General features: G+C 58.5%; 21 protein-coding genes. 9 read left to right on the top strand and 12 right to left on the bottom strand.

The genetic code is table 11. The annotated features are described in order from the left end of the window. Positions 1-41: 41 nt before the first annotated feature. The 4 genes from PL597_RS14720 to PL597_RS14705 form a co-directional block, all read right to left on the bottom strand. Complete coding sequence (locus PL597_RS14720) at positions 42-1004, bottom strand: hypothetical protein (protein WP_137411845.1); 963 nt, start codon at positions 1002-1004, stop codon at positions 42-44. Between the two features lie 81 nt (positions 1005-1085). Continuing rightward, positions 1086-2771 (bottom strand): ABC transporter permease, encoded by a 1686-nt coding sequence (locus PL597_RS14715; protein WP_191217422.1) that lies wholly within the window; start codon positions 2769-2771, stop codon positions 1086-1088. Next, positions 2768-3865, bottom strand: coding sequence for an ABC transporter ATP-binding protein (locus PL597_RS14710; RefSeq protein WP_254229092.1), 1098 nt, complete (start codon positions 3863-3865; stop codon positions 2768-2770). The genes PL597_RS14715 and PL597_RS14710 overlap by 4 nt, the downstream gene beginning before the upstream one ends. Before the next feature lie 102 nt (positions 3866-3967). Next, on the bottom strand, positions 3968-4960 hold the full coding sequence (locus tag PL597_RS14705) for an ABC transporter substrate-binding protein (RefSeq protein ID WP_271365557.1): 993 nt from the start codon (positions 4958-4960) through the stop codon (positions 3968-3970). Between the two features lie 291 nt (positions 4961-5251). Here PL597_RS14705 and PL597_RS14700 point away from each other — a divergent pair, with 291 nt between their 5' ends. From PL597_RS14700 to PL597_RS14680, 5 genes are all read left to right on the top strand, one after another. Further along, positions 5252-6385 (top strand): ROK family transcriptional regulator, encoded by a 1134-nt coding sequence (locus PL597_RS14700; protein ID WP_269825282.1) that lies wholly within the window; start codon positions 5252-5254, stop codon positions 6383-6385. A 327-nt stretch (positions 6386-6712) separates the two neighbouring features. Next, on the top strand, positions 6713-7639 hold the full coding sequence (locus PL597_RS14695; protein WP_271365576.1) for an MYG1 family protein: 927 nt from the start codon (positions 6713-6715) through the stop codon (positions 7637-7639). A gap of 326 nt (positions 7640-7965) precedes the next feature. Continuing rightward, positions 7966-8514 (top strand): TRAP transporter small permease subunit, encoded by a 549-nt coding sequence (locus PL597_RS14690; protein WP_077983156.1) that lies wholly within the window; start codon positions 7966-7968, stop codon positions 8512-8514. An 18-nt stretch (positions 8515-8532) separates the two neighbouring features. Continuing rightward, the gene (locus PL597_RS14685) at positions 8533-10038 is read left to right on the top strand and encodes a TRAP transporter large permease (RefSeq protein WP_162520530.1); all 1506 of its coding nucleotides are present in this window, start codon (positions 8533-8535) and stop codon (positions 10036-10038) included. A 69-nt stretch (positions 10039-10107) separates the two neighbouring features. Next, entirely contained in the window at positions 10108-11220 is a 1113-nt protein-coding gene (locus PL597_RS14680; protein WP_077983157.1) for a TRAP transporter substrate-binding protein, read from the top strand. Positions 11221-11282: 62 nt separating this feature from the next. Here PL597_RS14680 and PL597_RS14675 read toward each other — a convergent pair whose 3' ends face one another. The 3 genes from PL597_RS14675 to PL597_RS14665 all read right to left on the bottom strand — a co-directional run bounded on the left by PL597_RS14675 (position 11283) and on the right by PL597_RS14665 (position 14772). Beyond that, the gene (locus PL597_RS14675; RefSeq protein ID WP_077983158.1) at positions 11283-11915 is read right to left on the bottom strand and encodes a response regulator; all 633 of its coding nucleotides are present in this window, start codon (positions 11913-11915) and stop codon (positions 11283-11285) included. Continuing rightward, positions 11912-13309 (bottom strand): cache domain-containing protein, encoded by a 1398-nt coding sequence (locus tag PL597_RS14670; RefSeq protein ID WP_077983203.1) that lies wholly within the window; start codon positions 13307-13309, stop codon positions 11912-11914. The genes PL597_RS14675 and PL597_RS14670 overlap by 4 nt, the downstream gene beginning before the upstream one ends. A 179-nt stretch (positions 13310-13488) precedes the next feature. Next, the gene (locus PL597_RS14665) at positions 13489-14772 is read right to left on the bottom strand and encodes a cystathionine gamma-synthase family protein (protein WP_271365556.1); all 1284 of its coding nucleotides are present in this window, start codon (positions 14770-14772) and stop codon (positions 13489-13491) included. 123 nt (positions 14773-14895) lie between these two features. Between PL597_RS14665 and PL597_RS14660 the strand changes: the two genes are divergently transcribed. After that, positions 14896-15354 carry an Lrp/AsnC family transcriptional regulator gene (locus tag PL597_RS14660; protein WP_080794082.1) on the top strand — a complete coding sequence of 153 codons (459 nt, stop codon included), beginning with the start codon at positions 14896-14898 and terminating at the stop codon, positions 15352-15354. A gap of 55 nt (positions 15355-15409) precedes the next feature. Here PL597_RS14660 and PL597_RS14655 read toward each other — a convergent pair whose 3' ends face one another. Beyond that, positions 15410-17098 (bottom strand): dihydroxyacetone kinase family protein, encoded by a 1689-nt coding sequence (locus PL597_RS14655; RefSeq protein WP_271365554.1) that lies wholly within the window; start codon positions 17096-17098, stop codon positions 15410-15412. A 236-nt stretch (positions 17099-17334) separates the two neighbouring features. Here PL597_RS14655 and PL597_RS14650 point away from each other — a divergent pair, with 236 nt between their 5' ends. From PL597_RS14650 to PL597_RS14640, 3 genes are all read left to right on the top strand, one after another. Then, entirely contained in the window at positions 17335-17697 is a 363-nt protein-coding gene (locus tag PL597_RS14650) for a hypothetical protein (RefSeq protein ID WP_137411837.1), read from the top strand. A 76-nt stretch (positions 17698-17773) separates the two neighbouring features. After that, on the top strand, positions 17774-18079 hold the full coding sequence (locus tag PL597_RS14645; RefSeq protein ID WP_077983164.1) for a hypothetical protein: 306 nt from the start codon (positions 17774-17776) through the stop codon (positions 18077-18079). 396 nt (positions 18080-18475) lie between these two features. After that, positions 18476-19288: an alpha/beta fold hydrolase gene (locus PL597_RS14640; RefSeq protein ID WP_137411836.1), complete on the top strand. Its 813-nt coding sequence runs from the start codon at positions 18476-18478 to the stop codon at positions 19286-19288. 80 nt (positions 19289-19368) lie between these two features. Here the strand turns inward: PL597_RS14640 and PL597_RS14635 are convergent, their stop codons facing one another. The 4 genes from PL597_RS14635 to PL597_RS14620 all read right to left on the bottom strand — a co-directional run bounded on the left by PL597_RS14635 (position 19369) and on the right by PL597_RS14620 (position 24049). Continuing rightward, positions 19369-20742 (bottom strand): FAD-containing oxidoreductase, encoded by a 1374-nt coding sequence (locus tag PL597_RS14635; protein ID WP_191217419.1) that lies wholly within the window; start codon positions 20740-20742, stop codon positions 19369-19371. Continuing rightward, a complete protein-coding gene (locus PL597_RS14630) occupies positions 20739-21200 on the bottom strand; it encodes a DUF4126 domain-containing protein (RefSeq protein WP_137411834.1) in 462 nt (153 codons plus the stop codon). Before PL597_RS14630 ends, PL597_RS14635 begins: the two co-directional genes overlap by 4 nt. Positions 21201-21571: 371 nt before the next feature. Continuing rightward, positions 21572-23269, bottom strand: coding sequence for a glycoside hydrolase family 3 protein (locus tag PL597_RS14625; protein WP_246666584.1), 1698 nt, complete (start codon positions 23267-23269; stop codon positions 21572-21574). Between the two features lie 57 nt (positions 23270-23326). Further along, the gene (locus tag PL597_RS14620; protein ID WP_121459738.1) at positions 23327-24049 is read right to left on the bottom strand and encodes an alpha/beta fold hydrolase; all 723 of its coding nucleotides are present in this window, start codon (positions 24047-24049) and stop codon (positions 23327-23329) included. Positions 24050-24068: the final 19 nt, after the last annotated feature.

Here is a 24068-nt window from a genome sequence, read left to right as displayed (position 1 = left end):
TATGCGATGTCGGCCGGCTCACATGAGGTTCGTAAACTGGACTACCCTTGAGCCAGGTTGAGGCAAATGACGGTCCTGTCATCACTGAACTCCGCCGTTGTCGAACCTTTGACGGACGGATACTCGCCCAGCTTGTGAAAATCCGCCGCCTCGACACGCGCGAATTCCGCTTCCCAGGCCGCAACATCCGTCCCAGCCGGCAAGGACAAATAGCCGTCGGAGAATATTTCAACGCTCGAGAGCCCGTCTTTGGCAATGCGGAGGTCAACCGTCCCCTCCTGCATGACCGTTCCGCCATTCACCGAGGCGTAACCCAGCACATGCCCATGCTGGTTTGCGAATTGCGGCTGGACACGGATGCCGCCCATCAGGAATTCCTCGACCGTTTCAACGTCGTTCTCAAGACCGCTCATCCCGGCTGCGGCAGTGACGGCATTTTCCGCATCCCGCGCCGTCATGATACCGTTTGCGACCGCCGAACGCAGGCCGGAGAAGATCGTCGCACGCGTTCTTGCTTCAGCCGCATCACCGTCACCGATGACGGCGAGAAGCTGTTTGAATACGAATATACGCGCCGAAGTACTTACCGTATCGATCAGCTTCGTGTGCTGAAACAGACGGGTGCCGTTGATCCTGACGCCGGAATCGCCGGCAAGCAGCAGGCGGAAGCTGTCGCCCATATCCGCCACGATCGCCAGGGTGGTCGATGGCGGATGGCCGGCATTGATGCGCTGCGCCTCCTTTTTCAGGATATCGCTGATATTCTGAAAAAGCGCGGGCGCGGCAAGCGTTTCCAGCCTGCCGTCAAGGCTCATCTCAGCCACGGCATTGGCGGCGGCGAGAGCCGCAATGCGGCCGGAAGTCAGCCCGCCGTAATTTGCTCCGGTCGGGTCGGTCGCGCCGTCGAAAACGGCCAGAACCCGTCCGGGAATGAGAAGCGCCACATCGTCCCCCGGCTTTGCGGCGTTCTTGTATTTCGATTGCGAAAAGCTCGCGATATTCATCTTTCCGGTGTCCTTGCAGAGGGAGGCTGGCGGCGACACATGGGTCGCCGCTGCTGCAGTTTTGAATGTTGTTTGATGGCTTCAGACGAAAGAGGCTTCCTTGTCCTCCGAAAGCCGGAAGACGACGAAGACGCAAAGTCCGGTGCTGACGAGAAGCAAGGTGGAAAGAGCCGCGGCCGTGCCGAACTCGCCGTCAATCACCTGAATATAGATCAGCACGGGCATCGTAATCGTCCGCGCCGTGTAGAGGATCAGCGTCGAGGACAATTCGTTTATGGCGGTGATGAAGCTCATCAAGGAACCGATGATGAGACCTGGCAACATCAGCGGCACCGTCACCGATATGAACGTCTTTGCCGGAGAAGCGCCGAGATTGACCGCAGCCTCCTCGATGGAGGGTTTGATCTGCCGCAGGATCGAGGTCGTGGAGCGGACGCCGTAAGGCAGGCGGCGGATAAACACCAACAGGATGATGATGAGCGCCGTGCCAGTGATGTCAAAAGGCGGATAACGGAACGTCGTGACGTAGCCGATTGCCATGACGACGCCGGGTATCAGATAGGGTACCATCAGCAGAAGATCGAGCGAGCCCGATACTGCATTGTCCCGCCTGACCACGATGAATGAGAGCAGGCCGGAAACGATGGCGATCAACACCACGGCTGCAATCGCAAAGGTGAAGCTGTTGGCAATCGCCTGCGGTGAATCGCGAAGAATGCGGGCATAGCTGTCCAACCCGAAACCGCCTGTGAAGACAGGGCCGTTCGTCGCAAGGAACGATGTGTAGATGACCGTAAGGGACGGTAGCATGGCGACAAAGACGACCAGATAGCAGAAGCCATGCACGATGAACGATTTCAACGGGCGCATGGGCTGTTTAACCGGCCGGTTCGTCAAAGAACTGGCGTAACGGCGTTTGGAGAGAATGTGCCGCTGCAACAGAAGTGCGGCCATGGAAATAGCGATCATCACCATGGAAATCGTGACTGCCATGGTCGGCGTGCCCGCCATTTCGGAGGTATATTGCGCATAGGCGATGGTCGAGAGCGTCCTGATGCCCTTGCCGAGGATTGCCGGCGTTCCGAAATCTGCGATGGACAAGACGAAGCAGATGATCGCGCCGGTGCTGACTGCCGGAAAGACCAGCGGCAAGGTGATCTTGCGGAACCGTTGGAACGCCGTGCAACCGAGGTTTTCCGCCGCATCCTCATAAGATTTGTTGATGGTGTTCAGCGCATTTTCCGTCATCAGGAAAATATAGGGAAAGAACTTCAGGCTGAAGACCATCACGATGCCGGGTATCCCGTAAATGGTCGGCAAGGAAATACCGGCGAAAGACAGGAGATTGGTGACTGCGCCGTTGGCGCCGAACAGCATGATCCAGGCATAGGCGCCGATGAAGGGCGGTGCACATAGAACCAGCACCGCGAAGGTGGCAATGAATGTACGGCCCTTAATGCGGTAACGCGAGGTGCAGAAGGCAAGCGGAATACCGAGCAGGCAGGCCCCCAACATGCCGAGCACGCCGATGACCAACGTATTCCACAATGCCACGGTATAAAAACGCCGCGTCAGCACCTGCACATAGTTGCCGAAACCGAAAGCACCCGTCTTGGCGTCGAAGAAACTGATGAAGAATACGCTAAAGATCGGCAGGACCAGGAAGACAGCCAAAAGGATAACGGCAAGCACCGTCACGCTTGTCCAGAAACCCGGCAGCCGCAAACGAAACCCTCCGGGCATTGAAGTCGCGGTCATATCCGTCATGACAGGCGCTCCCCGGTAACGCCTTCACCGAAGAGCTTGGTATCACCGGCAGACCAGGAGAAAACCGTTTTCTGGCCGGGCTGAAGGGCGATGATGTCAGGCGACGGCTTGGTGATCGCCTCGATTTCCTCTCCCGACGACAGCACCGCGGCGACATTCATCTCGCGGCCGGTGAAGCTGACCTGCCTTATGGTGACAGGCAGTTCGATGCGGCCTTGACCATCTGTCGCAGGCGAACCGACGGTAATGGCTTCGGGACGGATGGCGGCAACGACCGTTCGTTGCGGCGCAATGGCGTCGACCTGCGGCAACCCTACGCCGTGCCCGGAAATGGAGGTCCGCCCACCCGCACGATCCAGCGTCAGGAAATTGTTTGCCCCCACAAAGGAGGCGACGAAACGATTGGCGGGGTTGTTGTAAACCTCCCAGGGCGCTGCGGCCTGCTGGATGACGCCGCCATACATCACACAGACGAGATCGGACATGGCAAGCGCCTCCTCCTGATCATGGGTCACATAAACCGTGGTAATGTTCATGGCTTGCTGGATTTCGCGCAGCTCGCGCCGCAGATCCACACGCAGTTTCGCATCGAGGTTGGATAGCGGCTCGTCCATCAGCAGCACTTTGGGATTGATGACGAGCGCACGCGCAAGGCCGACACGCTGCTGCTGACCGCCGGATAATTCATGCGGCATGCGCCTGGCGTAGGGAGCGAGCTGCACGATGTCGAGAATCTTGCCGACCCGTTCGCGAATCTCGGGGGAAGACGCCTTGCGCTGCTTCAAACCGAAGGCGATGTTGTCGAAGACGGAGATATGCGGGAAGACCGCATAATCCTGAAAAACCATGCCGACATCGCGCTTGTGTGCGGGCACATGTTCGATCGCCTGTCTTTCGATGCTGATACTGCCGCTATCCTGCTGGTGAAACCCCGCAATCGTGCGCAGGAGGGTCGTCTTGCCGCATCCGCTCGGACCGAGAAGCGTAAAGAACGATCCCGAGGGGATGGAGATATTGATGTCGGAGAGAGCGACGACATCCCGGTAACTTTTCTTGATGCTGGTAATTTCCACGGCGGCCATGTGCTGCTCCATGACAGATCCTGCACGGCCCGTGACCACGCTGGACAAACGAAAAGCGAATTGTGAATGAAATAAAGGGGGACGGTCGCCGCTGCGCCGTCCCCGGCAATTATCTTACTGAACGTCGAGCAATGTCTCGTTCCACTTTTCCATCAGACCCGCGCGATTGTCTGCAGCCCATTTGAAATCGTATTTCGCATCGGGAACATCGGCCAGCGGAACAAGCGCCGGATTGGCGGGAACATCGGTTCGAACCGAGCGACGACCCGCCTTCACCACGATTTCCTGCGCTTCCTTGGAGACGATGAAATCGATGAAAGCCTTGCCATTGTCAGCATTCGGCGCTCCCTTGACGAGCGCCATGCCGTCAGGCGCGATTGCCGTACCCTCTTTCGGATAAACGATCTCGACCGGCGCGTTGCCGAGCTTGTAGCGCAGCGCGGCATCTTCCAGCGTAATGCCAACAGCCTGTTCGCCATCGTTGACGAAACGCGGCACCGCGCCTGAAGAGGTGGAAAGAACAGAGTTGGTGAGGATGCCGGTATAAATTTCCCAGCCCTTTTCCTCGCTGTCGAAATCCTGCAATACCGTTGCCATCTGAATATAAGCCGAGCCGGACTGATCGGCGCGGGCCGAAGAAATCAGGCCCTTATATTCCGGCTTTGCCAGATCGGCCCAGGACGTCGGAACGGGAGCGCCTTTCAGGGCCTCCTTATTGACGATAAAGGCCGTGACGACAGCCGTGAAAGGCACCCAATTCGCGCTCGGTGAAAAGGCAGGGTTGATCGATGCAGCCTCAACCGGCTTGTATGGCTCGAAAAGGTCGGCGGAGAAATCGATAACCGTCCCGTCGACGCTCCAGATCACGTCGCCCGCCGGCTTGCCGCTCTCCGCCTTGATGCGGTTCATCAGCTCGCCCGATCCGGCTTTGACAAGCTCGACCTTGGTGCCGGTTTTCTTTTCGAACATGGGCAGCAATTCGTCCATGAGCTGCTGCGGGGCAGCGGAATAGACCACGACGCTGCCTTCGGCATGAGCGAAAGCCGCGCTGGCAAGGAAAGTGGCGCCGGCAAAAAGGCGCGCGAAAATAGTGCATGATTGACGCATGAGGGGGCTCCGTTTTTTTGTTCCCTGACAGACCGGCCCGGCGACATGATTTCTTTTTGGTTTTGCCTGTCGCTACCCGTTGTCTGCTATTTATTTTCTTTACGTAAATTAATTAGTCAAGCCGAAATTTATTTCGATTATGACAATAAAATATCCTATTGAAAAAACACATCATTCCCTGATTTCGATTTACAGACGCGCAGTTTCAATGGCGCGATTTACGGCGAAACGCGGTGTACAATCGCGTAATTTTCGCTAATCATCCGACATGATTTCTCGCGGGAGACTTGTTTGATCGATCTCGGCTATAATGAGCGGCGTCTGCTCGAGATTTTGCGCGGTAAGGGAGGCATGTCGCGCATCGAACTGGCGCGCGAAATGGATGTTTCCGCACCGACCCTTACCCGCCTGACGGCCAATCTGCTGGAATCCGGCCTCATCATCGAAGCGGAGGAAGCCCGCAATGACGGCAAACGGGGGAAACCGTCCACAGCCATCGAAATCAACCCGAACGGGCTTTTCACGCTGGGGGTCTACTTCAATCCTGACGATCTGCGTGTCTGCGTGGCCGATCTCAATGGCACTATAAGACAGGAAATCAGATCGGAACTGGAGGGGCACAGTTTCGAGCACATTATGGAGATGGCCGAGGCGGCCGCCCGGCAAGTGCTTGAAAAAGCGAAGATAAGAAAAAAAGATGTGCTAGGCTGCGGCATCAGCTTTCCCGGCCATTTCAAGCGGGATCGCGGCCATGTCTTCCGCATCAAGCAGTTCGAAAGCTGGCGCGATATCGACGTCGACAAGGACTTTCAGCCCTATTTCGATTTCCCGGTCTTTCACGAAAATGACGGCAATACCGTCATTCTTTCCGAACTCTATTATGGTGCAGGCCGCAATATCCGAAACTTCGCGATGATCTGGCTGACATATGGCATCGGCGGTGCGCTGGTGGTGCAGCGCCATCTCTATCGCGGCACCAATGGCAATGCCGGCGAGTTCGGCGGACTGTTTCCAAAATCCCATCCCCGCCCCTCGGGACAGGACCTGTGCGACACTCTGGCTGCTCAGGGCGTCGCCATTCGACGTCTGAAGGATATTGACGAGAGTTATGCCGACCATCCCGCCGTGGCGTCCTGGCTTGAACGGGCAACGGATCAGCTTCGCCTGCTTTCTTTGACAGTCGCCCGCACGATGGATCCGGCAGCCATCATTTTCGGTGGATCGCTGCCGGACTGGATTGTCGAACATATCGTGCGGCGTATCGGCTCTCTGGATATACTCGGCGAGGATTTTTTCGTCGAGCCGCCGGAGATACGCAAATCGATCATGAGCGACTTGCCTCACCTGGGCGCCGCCAGCATACCGATCTACCGCGCCATCACGCCCAGCTATTATTCCGGGCGGGCGCTGAAGGGCTGGGCATAACGCCTCATGGCCGTTACGTGCCCCAGTGTATTGTCCAGAAGAGCCTCCATCGTCCAGAAACGCCCCTGAATATAGAAGTCACCGCGCGATTCCGCTCCCTTTGTGTTAAATGAAATCGCCGCGTTGGCGTCGAAGATGGCGAGCAGCGCACACGACCCGGCAAATTCTTTGGCGCTTTCGCAAACCACCCTTCCCACACATCACCACATCCAGCATGTCATTGCTTTTAGCCTCCATGGCGAATAGCGGGTTGAGATGACCTCCGGCAAAGGGTATCAGGTGCCACTCTCAGGCGGACCTTCCGCAAACAACAAGGCGCATCCTGACATGATACCGGACTTCCTCGTCACCCATTCCGGTGGCTTCCATGCCGACGAACTGCTGTCGAGCGTTGTGCTGACGCAGCTTTTCCCGCAGGCACGCCTGATCCGCAGCAGGGCGCCCGAATGGATCGCACCCGGCGCAGATCGCATCGTCTACGACGTCGGCGGCTCTTATGACGCAGCAAAGGGAGCCTTTGATCACCACCAGCGCGGCGCGCCGTTGCGCAAGGACGGTCAGCCCTATAGTTCGTTCGGACTGATCTGGAAGCATTTCGGCCGCGATTATCTTGCCGCCTTTGGCGTTCCGGAAGACCATATCGAAACCATTCACGCCTCTTTCGACGCCAGCTTCGTGCTGCCGGTCGATCTGGTCGACAACGGTGCGCTCAGCCCCTCCACAGCCGGGCCGCTCGCGGGACTGACCCTGCCCGTCCTGCTCGAAACTCTGAAGCCTGTTTTCGACGAGACAGATCCCGAAGCGGACAATCGCAGTTTCCACGCGGCGTTGGCCATCGCCCGCAGCTTCGTGGAGGCAAAGATTGCCAACAGCGCCGCGAAATTGCGGGCCGAGACGCTGGTAAACCGGGCTATCGCGGATGCCGGCGAGGGTCATATTCTGGAACTGCCGGTGGGCATGCCGTTCCGGCCCGCCATCGTGAAGGCGGGGGCGGACCATTTGCTTTTCGTCGTTCATCCGCGTCACAACGACTGGTGCCTTACCGGCATTCGTCGCGCGGATGAAGGTTTTGAGCTGCGGGCGGATTTGCCGGCCGCCTGGGCAGGCCTGACGGATAATGATCTGGAAGCGGTTTGCGGCGTCGAAGGCGCAAGCTTCTGCCACAACGGCCGGTTTGTCGCAGCGGCGAGAACCCGCGATGCTGCACTGGCCATGGCGGCGTTGGCGGTAAAAGAGGCGACCGCAACCAAATAGTGGCATGGTCGCCAATCAAGCGGCAAATCTGCATTGCCAAAGCCGTGCTTGTCGTCGAATGTCGGTGGCGCCGCCTGGGCGGTTTTGAGATCGCCGATCGCGATACTGACCGTACGCGTCGCAAAAACGCCTCCTGGAACAAACAGCGGGAGGCGAAACATATGCTTGGATGTGGGTTTTGATCTTGCCCATACCCAGTTCTTGGTACGTCCTGAGAAGTTCGCCGGCGCGCGCCCTTGAGCATCGGGCCGCCGTGGTTATCCTGCCCGAATTATGGCGGTCACACACGTATTGAGGAATACGCGACCGCTTTCGGGGAGGATGTCATGAAATTTCTGTTGGCCGCTTCGCGTGCCATTGATGCCGCCAATGCAGCCATTGGCAAAGGTGTTTCCTGGCTGCTTCTCGCGGCCATTTTTATCAGCGCCGTCAATGCAGCCATGCGCAAGGCGTTTTCGATGAGCTCCAACGCCTGGCTTGAATCGCAGTGGTATTTGTTTTCCGCCGTGTTTCTGATCGCCGCCGCCTATACGCTTCTCAACAACGAGCACGTGAAGGTCGATCTGGTCTATGGAAGTCTTCCGCGCAAGGGGCAGCTGTGGGTCGATATTCTCGGGACCATCTTCTTTCTCATGCCTTTCTGCCTCATCACGGTCTATCTCTCCTGGCCGGTGTTTCTGCAGAAACTTGCGTCCGGTGAGGTTTCAAACAACACGGGCGGCCTCATTCAATGGCCCGTCTGGGCGCTGATACCGATTGGCTTCAGCCTGCTGGCCATTCAGGGCGTTTCGGAACTCATCAAGCGTGTCGCGATCCTGCGCGGCGATATCCCCGATCCGGTTGCAGCGGCTGACGCCGCCGCCGCACTGCTCTGATCGAAGGAAACAACAACAATGGCATTCATTGCGGAAAATCTCGCGCCCATCATGTTTGCGGCGCTCATCATCGTGCTTTTGCTCGGCTACCCCGTCGCCTTCGCCCTGGCCTTCGTCGGCTTTTTCTTCGGCTTTGTCGGAATAGAGCTCGGCCTGCTGCCAGTGACGCTGTTCCAGGCCATCCCCGATCGCATATTCGGCCAGATGTCGAATGAAACGCTGCTGGCCATCCCGTTCTTCACCTTCATGGGGCTCATTCTTGAAAAGAGCGGCATGGCGGAGGACTTGCTGGACACGATCGGCCAGCTGTTTGGACCGGTCCGCGGCGGCATCGCCTTCGCCGTCATCTTCGTCGGGGCAATTCTGGCCGCCACCACCGGCGTCGTCGCCGCCTCGGTTATTTCGATGGGCCTCATCTCGCTTCCCATCATGTTGCGCTATGGATATGACCGCAAGGTCGCCGCCGGCACGATTGCGGCTTCCGGCACACTGGCGCAGGTCATCCCACCCAGCCTCGTACTGATCGTGCTGGCTGACCAGCTCGGCCGCTCAGTGGGCGACATGTACAAGGGCGCGCTCGTTCCGGGTCTCATGCTCGTGGCCGCCTATACGGTCTATATCATCGTGACCTCGATCATCAGTCCGACGAAAGTCCCGGCCCTGCCGCCGGAGGCGCGGACCCTGCGCGGCACCAAGCTCTTGCTCAAGGTCATAACCTCGCTGGTACCGCCGCTCGTATTGATATTCCTCGTGCTTGGCACGATCTTCCTCGGCATCGCCACCCCCACGGAAGGCGGCGCCATGGGTGCTGTCGGCGCGCTCGCCCTTGCGCTTGCCAACCGCAAGCTCAATTTCGGGCTGATCCAGCAGTCTCTGTACGCCACGGCAAAGCTGTCGTCCTTCGTTCTGCTCATCCTGCTCGGCGCGCGTGTCTTTTCCCTGACCTTCTATGGCGTGAACGGCCATGTCTGGGTCGAGCATCTGATGACGTCGGTTCCGGGCGGCGAGATCGGCTTTCTGATCGTCGCCAACCTGCTGGTCTTTTTCCTGGCCTTCTTCCTCGACTATTTCGAATTGGCCTTCATCATCATCCCGCTGCTGGCGCCGGTCGCCGATGCGCTTGGCATCGATCTGATCTGGTTCGGCGTGATGCTGGCCGTCAACATGCAGACGTCGTTCATGCACCCGCCCTTCGGCTTTTCGCTGTTCTTCCTGCGGTCCGTTGCACCCACGCGCGCCTACAAGGACCGGATCACCGGACAGACCATCCAGCCGGTCACCTCGTCCCAGATCTATCTGGGCGCCATTCCCTATCTGTTCATCCAGCTGACCATGGTCATCATCATCATCGCCTTCCCCGGCATCGTGATGCACTACAAGTCAGGCGTGAAACAGGCCGATCCTTCCGCCGTCCATATCAATGTACCGATGCCGGGCGCAGGTACGGACGCCGATCCTTTCGCCAATCCTTTCCTGGCGCCGGGCAACAGCGCACCGAGCTTCGGAAAGCCGGGCGCGCCCTGACAAATCGGCCGGGCGCGAAAGCGCCCCCCGTAACAAACATCGCTGACATTCAATAGGAGGAGGTAATCTATGAAGGTCAACCCAGGTCGCAGACAACTCTTGTCGGGCGGCGTACTTGCAGGAGCGGCTGCGGCTGCTTCGGCACTTGCGACACCCGCCATAGCCCAGTCATTGCCAACTATTCGCTGGCGTCTCACGTCCGGCTTCCCGAACAATCTGGACACGATCTATGGCGGCGCCGTGGTCATGGCCAATGCATTGAAGGCCATTACGGGCGGCAAGTTCGAAATCCAGGTCTTTCAGGCTGGTGAAATCGTTCCAGGAGCCCAGGCCATCGACGCCGTAAAAGCCAATACCGTCGAGATTTCCCATACCTGCGGCTACTATTTCACGGGGAAAGATCCGACATTCGCCATCGGTTCGACCATCCCCTTCGGCCTGAACGCCCGCCAGCAGAACGCATGGCTCTACCATGGCGGCGGCAACGAGGCTTACAACGAATTTCTCTCCGACTACGGCGTCATCGGCATTCCCGGTGGAGCGACGGGTGCCCAGATGGGCGGCTGGTATCGCAAGGAGATCAAGAGCCTCGAGGATATCAAGGGCCTGAAGATGCGTATTGCCGGCGTCGCCGGACAGGTGCTCGCCAAGCTTGGCGCGGTGCCGCAGCAGCTTCCGGGCGGCGACATCTATCCGGCGCTGGAACGGGGCACCATTGATGCCGCTGAGTGGGTCGGTCCCTATGACGACGAAAAGCTCGGCTTCTACCAGATCGCGCCATACTACTATTATCCCGCGTTCTGGGAGGGTGGACTGACGATCCACTTCTTCATCAACAAGGACCAGTATGCAGCACTGCCTGATGAATACAAGGCAGCGCTCGACACCGCCTGCAAGGCCGCCAACATCAACATGCAGGCGCTGTACGACGTCAAGAACAAGGATGCGATCCGCTCGCTGGTTTCCAAGGGCACGCAGCTTCGCCCGCTGCCCCGCGATGTGCTCGACGCCGCCTATAAGGCGACCTTCGAGCTTTATGACGAGTACACCCAGAAGCATCCCGCATGGGCCAAGATCTATCCGGGCTGGAAGAAGTTCCGCGACGAGAGCTTCGAATGGTTCCGCGTCGCCGAATATACCTATGACAGCTACGGCTATGCCATGCAGACGGCCGGCAAATAAGCAGGCATAGACTTTACGAGGCCCCTGGATGGCGACATTCCGGGGCCTCTGGCCTTTGGCGGCTATTCTTTGATAAGCCCGTTATCGATCGCATAACGGATGAGACCGGCAGTCGTCGCTATATCCAGTTTCCTCTTGATGTTCTTGCGATGGGTTTCCATCGTGCGCTCGGCAATGTCGAGCGCCAGCGCAGCGTCACGATTGCTCTTTCCGCGCGCGATCAGCAGCAGAACTTCCTGTTCGCGTGTCGTCAGCGCCTTCAGCCTGCCGGACGCCCCCTCCATTAGCACATCGCGAACGCCAGAGGAAAAATAGGTGCCGCCGGCAGCCACGGTTTCGATTGCGGCGACTATTTCTTCGGTCGCCACGTCCTTCAGAATGTAACCGGCTGCACCATACATCACCGATGTAGATATATATTCCCGGCTGTCATGCATCGACAGCATCAGCACCCGGGCGGAAAGCTGCTTTTCCTTGAACAGTTCCAGGGCATCGATGCCATTGATCTGCGGCATATTGATATCCATCAGCACCACATCGGGCCGCGTGGCGACAGCCGCATCGATACCGGCCATGGCGGATACCGCGGTTCCAACGACTTCGAGATGCTCGTAAGTCTCAAGGACGGCCCTCAACCCGTCCAGAACCAGAGGATGGTTGTCGATCAACAACACACGGATCGGATGAACGGTCACTCGGCGGCCTCCTGTAAGCCGTCATTGCGATCCTTCATGGCAGTGATGGGCAGCACCGCGCGCAGAACGGTTCCCCTGGCGGAGCTTTCGACATCCAGCCTGCCGCCGAAATGCGTCATGCGTTCCTGCATGTTTCTCAAACCGAGCCCCTTGCTTGCCGGCATCCCGTTCTCCTTCCGAACGGCCGGAAATCCACGACCATTGTCGCTGACATCCATCTGGACCCGTTCATCGCGGCTGGAAAACCGGATGGCGACCTGCGTCGCGCCGGCATGGCGCTCGATATTGGTCAACGCTTCCTGTGCGACACGGTAAAGCGCAACCCGCGCCTCCGGGACAAGCATATGCTTGAAGGCCACGGATTCAAGCGTCGCCGCAATTCCCGTGCGTTCGGAAAAACTCGAGATCAGGGATTCCAGAGCTGCCGTCAGCCCCAGATCGTCGAGGACACGCGGGCGAAGATCGTGCGAGATGCGGCGAACTTCCTTGATCGCTTCGTTCAACGCAATGGCGCCTTTGCCGATCGCCTCGACAGCCCCGACATTATCCGGTGTGACCTTACGCCGCGCGAGATCGATCGCGAAACGCACGCCGACGAGATTTTGGGAAATGCCGTCATGCAGTTCCCGGGCAATGCGAAGGCGCTCCTCCTCCTGCGTATCGATGATCCTTTGCATCAAGTCCTTGAGCCGGCCATCCGCCAGCCGCTGCTGGCGCAGATTGAGCAGCATGCAGGTGGCGAACACCAGCAATACGGCGGGAACCGCAAACAGGGCGACGATCAGGAAGTTCCAGGTGATTGAATGCCGCAACTCCTCCTTCGCCGCCGCCGTTGTCGCAAAAACGTCGTCGAGGTAAACGCCGGTACCGATCATCCAGCGCCATTTGTCGAGGCCGGCCGCAAAGGAAAGCTTGTCGGCCATTTTTTTGGTGGAGGGTTTTTCCCACTTGTACTGGACCAGCCCTCCCCCCTTTTTCGCCTCGACGATCAGATCGTAGATCACCCGGTTGCCATCGGGATCGTGGAGATCCAGCCAGTTATTCCCCGGACGGAAATTCTGTCGTGGATGGACCACGTTCAGCCCGTCATAGTCATAGACGAAGAAATAGCCGTCAGTGCCGTAGTCGAGACCGGTCAGGATGCGCTTGACCTCTTCCTTCGCGGCCTCATCATCCGGTCCTGCCCTGTCATAGACCGAGCGGATCGCCGAAAGGGCGAGATTGGTGAGGTTGAGGAGTTCAGCCTCCTTTGCAGCGAGCATGTTTCGTTCGAACGCATCGATGCTCGTGCGCGCCAGCGTCATAGACTGCCACGTGATCAGTGCGGTAATGACGATAATCGCAAGAACAAGTGGCCCGATGGCCAATGCGAGAATCTGACTCCTGAGTTTCATGCCCCCTCCCGACACATCCATCTTGTGCTCTTTACTTCACAAAACTTAATGCCGCAAATGAGAGACATTGGAAAGCGACCCGCGCGACGCGACCATGAGTGACCTATTCAGGCCTGTTCCTGAAGAGCGGCTTTCAATCAAGTCCGGGGAGCGCCCGGCAGTCGGCGCTCCCGTTTTCGTCAGGCCTGATCCAGGGCAAGGGTCAGGTCGGCGACAAGATCGTCGGGATGTTCGATGCCGATTGACAGCCGGATCGTGGAATCCAGCACACCGATGCGCTGGCGGATATCGGCAGGAACTCCCGAATGCGTCATCGTTGCGGGGTGCGATGCGAGAGACTCCGTGCCGCCGAGGCTTACCGCGAGTTTGAATATGTTGAGCGCATTGAGGAACTTGAAAGACGCGGCCTGCCCGCCGGCGATGTCGAACGAGAAGGTCGATCCCGCGCCGGAGCATTGAGCAGCAAACACCTTGCCAGCCGCAGATGCCGGATCGCTGAACGGAAGATAATGGATTTTCTCGACCTTGGGATGCGCATTCAGGAATTCCGCCACGACCCTGGCGTTGCTGTCCGCCCGCTCCATCCGGATTTGCAGCGTCTCAAGGGAACGTCCGAGCATCCAGCACGAGTGCGGATCGAGTTGCGTGCCGATTGCTCCACGCAACGCCTTCACCTGCTTCATGACATTCTTCCGACCGAGCGCCGCCCCGGCAATGAGATCGGAATGCCCGCCAACATACTTTGTCAGCGAATAGAGCGAGATGTCCGCGCCATGCTCGATTGGCCGCTGGAACACCGGGCCGAGGAGCGTATTGTCGCAAGCGATGATCGGCCTGTGCCCCTGCTTCTCGCTGATCGCGTCGGCGACCCGGCTCATCATCGCGACATCGACAACGCTGTTTGTCGGATTGGCCGGCGTCTCGATGAGGATGACGGAGACCCTGCCTTTCGCCATCGCCTCTTCTGCGGCAGCCATCACCGAAGTCTCGCTGACGCCATCGGCAAAACCCACTGCCGAGACGCCGAAATTATGGAAGGTCTTGGCCAGCAGCGTCTCCGTACCGCCATAAAGCGGCTGGGAGTGGAGCACAGTATCACCGGGCCGGACGAAGGCGAAAAGCGTTGTCGAAATGGCGGACATGCCGGACGAAAAGAGCGCGCAGCTCTCCGTGCGCTCATAAACGGCAAGACGATCCTCGACAATCTCGCTGTTTGGATGGTTGAAGCGCGAATAGACGAGGCCCGCGCCCCTGCCTTCGGGCGGCTCCTTGCGGCCGGAGACGTAGTCGAAGAAGTCACGCCCGTCTTCCGCCGACTTGAAAACGAAGGTCGATGTCAGGAACACGGGAGGCTTTACGGCGCCCTCCGACAATTCCGGATCATAACCGTAATTGAGCATCTGGGTTTCAGGATGGAGGGCGTGGTTGCCGATGTGGGTTTTGGACGGATGCGGCGCGGTCATTTCCGATGATCCCTCAGCTAGTGTTGAACTACCTGAAGGTTACACGCAGTGAAACCAAAATACCTTGCATTTTGAAGCGTACAGCGGTCTCATAAAGCAATATATTGCGGAGAATGGTCATTTATGTCGCAAAAAATTGCAGACCCGATCGACAGGCGGATACTCAGGGAATTGTCTGCCGATGCGCGGATCACGAACAACGAACTTGCCGAGCGGGTTGGACTGTCAGCATCGGCGTGCCTGCGGCGGCTTCGACGCCTGGAAGAGATAGGCGCCATCAAAGGGTACTCCGCGATCATTGATCCGGCAATCGAGGGATGGACCATGACCGCCCTTGCGTCCGTCCGCCTCAGCCGCCAGCACGATGACGAAATCCGGATGTTCGAGGCGGCCGTTCTTGACTGGGACGAGGTTCTCGAATGTCATCTGGTCACGGGTCCGAGGGACTACATGCTCAAGGTTATGTGCGGTGGGCTGGAGGACTACGAGCGTTTCATCAAGGACAAGATTGCAAAGCTGAAATGCGTCGAGACCATCGAGACCAGCTTCGTCATGAACACGATTAAAGCGCGGCGCATCTGAACGTCATGGCCACGGCGGCAATCCGCTTTCTCATCAAGCCTGCCGCCCATCGGCGCTAATCGTTCCCGATTGCTTCAAGCCAGATGCTGACGGCGACCGCTCCCGCATCGGGATGTCCCATAGCCCGCTCGCCAAGATAGCTCGCGCGCCCGAGCCGCGGCTTCATCGACGTCGTCGCCTCGGCGCCTGCGGTACCTGCCGCCAAGGCGGATCGCCAGGCGTCGTCGGCCGACGCTCCGGCTGCGAGCTTATCCCGGAACGTTGCTGCCGCTGGGTGAAGCGTATCTATCATCGTACGGTCTCCCGGCTTCGCACCGCCGAGTTCTGAGACCGCGAGAACGGCCGCCACGAACGCTTCCGCCATCTGTTGGGCCGTCGGCTTTTCGATCCCGGCAAGATGGCGCGAAGCGCGCATCAGGCCCGTGGCGTAAAAGGGGCCCGAGCTTCCGCCGATTGCCTTCCGCATCGCATTTGCCATCTCCATCAAGCCGCCGGATATATCTGCGAAGCTCTGCAGTGGCAGCGCCAGTATTGCTTCGGCGCCGCGCACCATGCTTGTTCCAAGGTCACCGTCGCCCGTAACACTGTCCAGTTGCGTCAGTTTGGGCTCCGCAGCGATCAGTGCACCGGCGACCCGCTCCGCGGCGGAACGCAGTCGTTCACCGGCGACCGTGACGCTGCTTTGCGCGGTCACGCTCGTCTTGACGCCTGCCGAAGGCAAGACGCGGTTACGGTTCACCACACCGCCGCGCGGCCATGCACCGGCGTCGGTTGGCGCATCCATGAGATTGAGCATTGCGTCGTCCACATGCATGACCGACAGGGAAAAGCCGGGCATATCGAGGGCGGAGAGGAAGGTGCCGGCCCATGCCCTTTCGACCACGACGCGCTTTGCCTCCAGACGTGTGACGGCGGATCGCGCCACGACCGCAAGTTCCAATGGCGGCGTCGATCCCAGTCCGTTGACCAGAAGCGCAACCCGGTCGCCGCTCTTCAGCCTGCCATCGGCTTCAATCGTTTCGAGCACCAGCTTCACGAGCTCGTCCGCCGGTGCGATGGGCATCCGCCGAACGCCCTGTTCTCCATGGATGCCGAGCCCGACTTCGATTTCAGCGTCGCCAAGGACGAAGCCCGGCCTGCCAACGGCAGGGAGCGTGCAGGAGCCCAGTGATATTCCCATGGAAGATAAGTTTCCAGCGGCTTCCCGGGCGATGCGGGCCACCTCTTGAAGGGAAAGTCCCTGCTCCGCGGCCGCGCCAGCGAGCTTGTGAACAAGCACTGTACCTGCAATACCCCGGCGGCGATCGTCGGGAACTGTATCCTTCAACGCAACGTCATCGGCAACGACCACGATCTCGACCGGAATTCCTTCAGCCCGCGCCAGCTCGGCCGCCAATCCGAAGTTCAGTCGATCACCCGTATAGTTCTTGACGATAACCAGAGCGCCGGCCGGTCCGGCCGCAGCCCTGATGCCGGCAAGAACCGCATCGGTGCTCGGCGAAGTGAAGACATCGCCTGCCACCGCAACGGTCAGCATACCCGCGCCGACATAACCCGCATGAGCTGGTTCATGGCCACTGCCGCCGCCCGACAGGACCGCCACCCTGCGCTTTTCCGGGTCCGGAAGGCCAGAGCGGATGACGACATTCTCATCCGCTAGCAGGACCGTCGCGGGGCTGAGGGCCACCACGCCCTCAAGCATGTCCCGCACAACGGTGGCTGGATCGTTGATGAGCTTCTTCATGCCTTTACTCCTCGATGCAGTTCGTCGACTGGCGGGGACGCGGACGTGCCCTCCCGAAGGTGAACAAGCACGATCTCCCGGTCAATTTCAAGTTCCGGGCATTGGAACTCGTAGCATCGATTGAGGGTATGCGAGGCAAGCACAGGTGCATATCCGCCATTGCCTCTCGCGGCGGAGACGCTATCATGATGGCGCTGTAGGACGGTAAGCTTTGGGAGGAGCGATACGTGAGACGGATGTGGCCAGACGAATTCAACTTTCTGCTGGACGGTGCAGAAGAAGTTGACCTACATATTCCATCGGCGGCGCATGACGATGGTTCGCCCGGGAAAACAATATCCAGAAAGGCCTTGAAAGCCCGTATCAGCCAACAGGATTTTGAAAATATCTGGCATCTCGCAGAGGCCCGCTACCGGCTGGGCGGCAGGTTGTCAGGCAAAGCGATTACGCTGATCGCCAACAACCCCCATTACCAGAACTGGCACCCCGCCGACGGCGGCAGCATCGAAAGCGTCTCCGATAGCGGTCAGAAATACACGACACGCTATGTGATCGTGCACTTTCTTCTGGATGATGTCAGCGAAGCTGTCGAAGCCTGAAATCCAGAAAGGCGGCTCTTTTGTGCGGGCGCAGCCCGCAAGCCGTTGAGGGCCGAGCGTATTACGGGGGGAGACGATGGACAAGCCACACCCATGGCGACATATGGCGAGCGCGCCGAAAACCGGAGATCGGATCCTCATCACGATACGGTCGTCCGAACAAGGGCCGTCCCAGGTAGACCTCGCTTATTGGTCGAAGGGCGACCAGTACGGCTCAGAGGGCTGGCGCGCTTCAGACTCTTCGCCGGGGCGGATCATCGAATATTCGGAGTCGGAATTGAAGTGCTGGATGCCTATGCCTTCAGCCAATATCGATGGTCTTACGATGCCCGCTCCCTGGGAGGGCGAGGACGACCGGGAGCTTGATGGGTCTGGGATCTGAAAGTTCGGGTTCGATCAGTGCTTGCCCGAGCCAACGGAGGGACACGCTATGCCGTCATTTTTGGACATTGCGCACCCGACAAGCTGCACCGGATCATCGTTACGCCAAGCCTGCCGTGCCTCATCGATGTCCGTAACGACGAAGACTATGCCGCCGATCAACGGTTCATTCCAGCCTCAATCCGCCGCGACTATCGAACGGTTGCCGAATGGGGACATGGCGTCGCAGGCCCGTCGATCTGGCTCCGCCAAAATGGGCGATGGCGCCGGCGGCTCAAGCGGACTGATCCTTATCCTAAAAATTATGAACTGGTGATTTTGTTCTCTCAAACTGATGCTTTCCCAAATCAAGGCAAGGGCGTCGCGTCACTTGGTTCGAGAGAGGATAGGATTTTTCATGCTGGAACTCCCGAATACGTCAACAATCGAAGGCAATGCTGTTCGGTGGGGGAAGATCGGCAGCGGCCCGCCGCTGGTCGCCGTTCACGGCACACCCTTTTCTTCTCAGGTCTGGCGTAAGATCATCCCGCATTTTGCCCATGATCGGACCATCTATTACTTCGACATGGTTGGCTATGGTCAGTCTGAAATGCGCGAAGGACAGGATGTTTCGCTCGGAATACAGAATAATGTTCTGGAGAACTTGTTTAAAGAATGGAATATTGAACGGCCAGAGATGCTGGCCCATGACTTTGGCGGGGCAACCGTCCTTCGTGCCTACTTTCTCAACGGGTTGCGCTATTCCGCCTTAACGATCTTCGATGCTGTCGCTTTTGCCCCATGGGGGTCCCCTTTTGTGCAGCATGTTCGTCAGCACGAAATGGCGTTTTCCGACATGCCAGCCTACATGCATCGTGCCGTGTTGCGCGCCTACCTACAATCCGCCGCGCGCAATCCATTGTCGGAAGAGGCGCTGAAAATATACAGCGCGCCTTGGACTGGTCCTGTCGGGCAGCCTGCATTTTACCGGCAAATCGCGCAAATGGACCAGCGTTTCACAGATGAAGTCGAAACTCTTTATACCCGAATGGACTGCCCGGTAAGCGTACTTTGGGGAAAGAATGACGAATGGATTCCACATCACATGGGCGAGCGTCTGGCGGCGTTGATTTCCGCTAAAGACTGTATTTCGCTTCCCGAGACCGGCCACCTTGTTCAGGAAGATTGCCCGGAAGCAATTGTCGCCGCAGTCTTGAGGAGTTTCAGGTGACCGTAAAAGTACCGAACAAGGCCACTTTAACGGTATAATTTCGCAGAACAAAGGCCACCGAATAAGTCTTCAGCCCTCGGTCACATCGCTGAAATTGTTACCTTCAGGTCGTTAATCAGTGTCGGCACCAGTTCTCCGACAGTCGGATGGATAGGCACCGCCCAGCGGAGTTTTTCGGTCGTCGCCCCCAGGTTCATGGCGTCCAGCACCCCGTAGATCGCTTCGTCACCCCCGACCCCCAGAAAGGCGGCGCCGAGCACCCGGTCGGTGTCAGCGTCGGCGACGAGCTTCATGAGGCCGAGTATTTCACCTTTCTCGACGGCTCGACCGACACGGCTCATAGGTCGGGTCGAGACCTTGACCCGGTGGCCGGCCTCCTTCGCCTGACGCTCCGTCATGCCCACGCGCCCGAGAGGCGGATCAATGTAGAGGCCATAACCGAGGATGCGATCGGACAATTTGCGATCACCGCCGTCGAGGAGGTTCGCGGCGGCGATCTCGAAATCATTGTAGGAGGTATGCGTGAAGGCGCCTCGTCCGTTGCAATCGCCAAGCGCCCAAATACCTTCGACATTCGTCTGAAGTCGCTCATCCACCTTGATGAATCCATGAGGATCAGTCTCTACGCCCGCAAGATCGAGGCCGAGATCGTCGGTATTCGGCTGGCGCCCGAGGGCGACCAGTACATGGCTGCCGCGGACTTCGCCTTGATCGGACCGAACGACGACGTCTGAGCCGTCCATGGCGACTGACAACAGTTTCTGGCTGAGAAGAACGTTGACGCCGTCCCTGGTGAGGATATCCGCAATGGCTTCCGAGATATCTCTGTCCTCCCGGGGAGCAAGGTGCGGTCCGCGCTCGATGACAGTGACCGCCGCGCCGAAGCGGCGATACATCTGGGCAAATTCCAGTCCGATATAACTGCCGCCGAGGACAACCAGGTGTCTCGGCAATTCAGCGAGTTCGATCATCGAAGTGCTTGTGAGATACGGCACGTCGGTCAACCCATGCACATCGGGGATGTGTGGTCGCGCGCCCACGTTGATGAAAATCTGCGGCGCCGTGTAGCGTGTACCGTTCACATAAACGTCATTCGCACCGGCGAATTGGGCCTGGCCATAAACCACATCCATCGTTTCGAGGCTATCGAACCAGGACGCCAGGCCGCTTCTCGCATCGAGGGTCACCTTCCTGGCGCGGGCCGCCACGGCCGACATATCCACCGTCGGCTCACCATGAATAGTGACGCCGAATTCGGATGCACGCCGGGCCATCTGGGCGGTCTTGGCACAGGCGACCAAGGCCTTGGTCGGCATGCACCCGGCGTTAACGCAGGTTCCGCCGAGATACTTCCGTTCGATCAGGACCACCTTGCGGCCCATCGCCGCCATACGAGCGGCGAGAAACGGCCCGGCCTGTCCGGCCCCGATGAAGATTGCGTCGTACTCTCTCATGACACGGCCACCACGACGAGAAGCGCGAACGCTATGATAACGGTGTCTTCGACCAGCGCCACGGGGAGCTCAAGCCCAAAACGGTGAGCGAGCCAGAAGCGACTGATCGCGCCGCCCAAGGTTTCGGTGACAGCGCCGATGACGCCCGTGAAACGCCTCGGAGCCACCATTCCTGCAGTTGCGGCGGTCGTCGGGCGGCCGATAGAACCCGTCACGACGCATGCTCCAAACGCCATGGACACACTGTGCGACGGTGTGCCAGGGAACCGGTCGGCGATGGGTTTAGCGAAGCCGGGCACGATAAAAATCGTCACGGCTCGGAGCAACCCAGTGAAGAAAAGAGTGTTCCGGAAGATATCGAACCACCCAAGATACCTGCCCCAGATGATTGTGAAGGGAACGGTCCTGGTGGGCAGGTCGACGGCGATTCCTGAGGGAACTGGGAAAAGAACGAGCATTCAAGTTCCTCTGAAAGTTTAGTAAATCAAGAACGTGCCGCTGGCATGCTCGGCAGACGCATGGTGACAACCCCGCGGCGGCCAGCAACGTCCGAGAGCGTTATTTCAAGGGAAAGCGTGCCTCCGTCCCGAATCCTCCACACTGTCTCAGCACTGGCTCAGTGGTCAGGCTCGTCAGGATAACACGTTGCATCCACGACGGCGATGGCAACATTTCGCGCGCTGCCGCCCAAGAGGGCGACATAATTTTATCAAAGCAGAGATATTTTTTTTCCCGCCTCCTGCGCTTGATCAAACAGGCTTCCTTGGGCCTGACATTTACAGTCAAGTCCCGCCGCGTTGTTTCCGGCGTCTAGCCACGATCACCTGATCTATAAGGGCGCTCCCGACGCGACCCCGCAAAAAGGATCTACCGGGCTCTGACCGGAGAATGGAATTTCTCCGGTTAAAGCCGCAACGGTTGCGCGTTGTACCGGCAAAATCGGAGAATAACCGTTCACGAACGTTTCGCATTCCGGCATATGGTAAAGGAGAAACGGGGAACCGAGCGAGACATATATGGTCGGAAGATAGTCCCACAATCTTTCCATCGATGCGGGAAACGGCCCGTGCAAATCTGCCCACCGCGGACCAAGGTGCTCCCTGGCGGACATCCCTTCTTCAGCCAGAACATAGACGCCGACATCATATCGCACCGCTTCTATTTTCTCGCCAGGCCGCAGAATTGTCACATCAAACCCCGCCTCTCGAAGAAGCCGGTCAAACTGAAGTTGTGCGATCGGACCGGAAGGGGTCGTTCGATTTTCGAGCCATGACAAAAGAACTCGTGGATGTTTTTCCGGCCTCAAAGGCAGAATTTTCCGAGTGTCCCTGACCAAGGTCACCGCAGCCCTTGCGACGTCGTCGGCCCAGGCAGCGTGTTGAGGCGATGCGAGCAAATTTTTCTTCCACCGCTCGTCTGGCAGGGCAAACCGATCAAGATGAAGCCCTAGCGATGCCTTTAAGGCAAGGACGCGCAGTACGGCTTCGTCGAGACGACGATAGCTTAGAATTCCCTCGTCCAGCCCCGCGATCAGGAAACGGAAGTCATCGGCAAGATTGGTCGGGAACAGGAGAACATCGCATCCCTCCTCGATACAGAGCGGAACGATCTTGCTCCGTTTTCCCTGCGACCCGAACCCCACCATGCCCGTCGCGTCGGAAACGATCAGTCCGTTGAATCCCAACTCTCCGCGCAGCAGCTTAATATTGAGATCGCGGTTGAGGGAAGCAGGTGCCGATCCTTGACAGGAGGCGTGGGCACCCAGTTCAGCGGCGTAGGCTGGTAAGCTAATGTGCCCCGCCATTACCGTCTGAACGCCGTTGGCTATTGCGGCGCCGAATATCTGGCCGAAGCTTCTGCGCCAGCTGTCCATGTCCATGGTATTGTTTGTCTTGACGAAATGCTGGTCACGCTCATCGACGCCGTCACCGGGCCAGTGCTTCAGGCAGGTCCCCAATCCAGCTTCCCGCACACCCTCATGATAAGCACGCACATATCCGGTGACCGCCTCAACGTCATCCCCAAACGCGCGCGTGTTGACAACGCTGGAGCGGAAATTGAGCGCGAGGTCACCAACCGGGGTCCAACTGATGTTGAACCCCAGATATGAGCCCTCCCTGGCCGCAATCGTTCCCATCCGCTTCGCGTGAATAGTGCCTCCGGTCGCCCCCACCGCCATCTGGTTCGGGAATACCGTACCCGCAGCGGGGCTACTTTTTTCCGAAAACTCGATGTCGCCTGCCATCAGGAGCGGCACCTTGGTCCGCGACTGGGCATATCGCGCACTGCCTCGCAATTCACCTTCATCGCGTCTTATCATGCGATGAAGGCCGCCGACGTGATGGGCAAGGACGCCATCGATCGCTTCTTCGGAAAGGTCGCGGCACACCGGGAGCAGGATTTGTCCAACCTTCTCCTCAGTGCTCAATGAAGAAAAGGTTGCCTGAACCCAGGCAAGAGCCACTGTATCGAGATAAAAAGGTTTCTCACGCAGCTTTCCCATGAGGGCTGTCATGTTGTCGACCATTCATGTCCCTGCTGTTTTTATGGCGCTCATCCGCCGTCAAGCGTCCCGAAATCGCAATCACGGAATGTTCGTCAGAATATCCGCTACCGCGTCGGGCCGGTCCACCATGGGGTCGTGGCCGCATCCTTCCATGACCACGGTTTGCCAGCTCGCGTCCTTCTCACAGCGCTGAAGGGCAGCGTCGAACAGCGGCTGCGGAAAAAGCGGCGTTCTCACGTAGATTTTCGTGGCCACGCGATCACGGGCGCCAGTCAGGTGAAGTGCCTCCAGCGAAACGCCGATCGGCTGCCGCGTGATCTTGGAATCGACCCAGGCAGCATTCGCTTTATCCTGAATTTTCAATGCGGCGGAGGTTGGTCCCGGGCGGGAAATTTCCCCATTCTCCTGCGCGGACAGAAACGCAGCTTTCTGCTGGTCGTTCAAGAAATCAAACCCGCGCTGGCCATCGTCAGGCAGGAACGCATCCAGATAGACAAGGCCGGTTACCCGCCCTTCAAGCTTCTCCATCGCACCGGAAACAACCCAGCCGGCATAAGAGTGCCCCACGAGAACGGCGTCGTGCAGATCTTCCCATTCAAATACATTCACCACATCGTTGATATGCGTGGAAAGGGTGATCGAACCACTGATCAGATGAGAGCGTTCGCCCAGCCCTGTCAGCGTGGGTGTGAACACGCGATGTCCGGCGGCAACAAGCAAAGCGGCCAAATCCCGCCAAACCCAGCCACCATGGCCAGCGCCGGCAACCAGAACGAAGGATCGGGGTGTTTTTTGCGTCATGACAATTTCCTGTAGCGTC

It is taken from the genome of Agrobacterium sp. ST15.13.013 (assembly GCF_027956525.1).
Classification (GTDB): domain Bacteria; phylum Pseudomonadota; class Alphaproteobacteria; order Rhizobiales; family Rhizobiaceae; genus Agrobacterium; species Agrobacterium salinitolerans.
Note: the sequence above shows the minus strand (reverse complement) of the source record. Positions and strands in the feature narration are given on the sequence as shown.

What these genes read in the sequence shown, in the direction of transcription:
- PL597_RS14720 (WP_137411845.1), bottom strand. Translation starts at nt 1,004, where the DNA reads ATGAATATCGCGAGCTTTTCGCAATCGAAATACAAGAACGCCGCAAAG.
- PL597_RS14715 (WP_191217422.1), bottom strand. Translation starts at nt 2,771, where the DNA reads ATGACGGATATGACCGCGACTTCAATGCCCGGAGGGTTTCGTTTGCGG.
- PL597_RS14710 (WP_254229092.1), bottom strand. Translation starts at nt 3,865, where the DNA reads ATGGAGCAGCACATGGCCGCCGTGGAAATTACCAGCATCAAGAAAAGT.
- PL597_RS14705 (WP_271365557.1), bottom strand. Translation starts at nt 4,960, where the DNA reads ATGCGTCAATCATGCACTATTTTCGCGCGCCTTTTTGCCGGCGCCACT.
- PL597_RS14695 (WP_271365576.1), top strand. Translation starts at nt 6,713, where the DNA reads ATGATACCGGACTTCCTCGTCACCCATTCCGGTGGCTTCCATGCCGAC.
- PL597_RS14690 (WP_077983156.1), top strand. Translation starts at nt 7,966, where the DNA reads ATGAAATTTCTGTTGGCCGCTTCGCGTGCCATTGATGCCGCCAATGCA.
- PL597_RS14685 (WP_162520530.1), top strand. Translation starts at nt 8,533, where the DNA reads ATGGCATTCATTGCGGAAAATCTCGCGCCCATCATGTTTGCGGCGCTC.
- PL597_RS14680 (WP_077983157.1), top strand. Translation starts at nt 10,108, where the DNA reads ATGAAGGTCAACCCAGGTCGCAGACAACTCTTGTCGGGCGGCGTACTT.
- PL597_RS14670 (WP_077983203.1), bottom strand. Translation starts at nt 13,309, where the DNA reads ATGAAACTCAGGAGTCAGATTCTCGCATTGGCCATCGGGCCACTTGTT.
- PL597_RS14665 (WP_271365556.1), bottom strand. Translation starts at nt 14,772, where the DNA reads ATGACCGCGCCGCATCCGTCCAAAACCCACATCGGCAACCACGCCCTC.
- PL597_RS14660 (WP_080794082.1), top strand. Translation starts at nt 14,896, where the DNA reads ATGTCGCAAAAAATTGCAGACCCGATCGACAGGCGGATACTCAGGGAA.
- PL597_RS14655 (WP_271365554.1), bottom strand. Translation starts at nt 17,098, where the DNA reads ATGAAGAAGCTCATCAACGATCCAGCCACCGTTGTGCGGGACATGCTT.
- PL597_RS14650 (WP_137411837.1), top strand. Translation starts at nt 17,335, where the DNA reads ATGTGGCCAGACGAATTCAACTTTCTGCTGGACGGTGCAGAAGAAGTT.
- PL597_RS14645 (WP_077983164.1), top strand. Translation starts at nt 17,774, where the DNA reads ATGGACAAGCCACACCCATGGCGACATATGGCGAGCGCGCCGAAAACC.
- PL597_RS14640 (WP_137411836.1), top strand. Translation starts at nt 18,476, where the DNA reads ATGCTGGAACTCCCGAATACGTCAACAATCGAAGGCAATGCTGTTCGG.
- PL597_RS14635 (WP_191217419.1), bottom strand. Translation starts at nt 20,742, where the DNA reads ATGAGAGAGTACGACGCAATCTTCATCGGGGCCGGACAGGCCGGGCCG.
- PL597_RS14630 (WP_137411834.1), bottom strand. Translation starts at nt 21,200, where the DNA reads ATGCTCGTTCTTTTCCCAGTTCCCTCAGGAATCGCCGTCGACCTGCCC.
- PL597_RS14625 (WP_246666584.1), bottom strand. Translation starts at nt 23,269, where the DNA reads ATGGTCGACAACATGACAGCCCTCATGGGAAAGCTGCGTGAGAAACCT.
- PL597_RS14620 (WP_121459738.1), bottom strand. Translation starts at nt 24,049, where the DNA reads ATGACGCAAAAAACACCCCGATCCTTCGTTCTGGTTGCCGGCGCTGGC.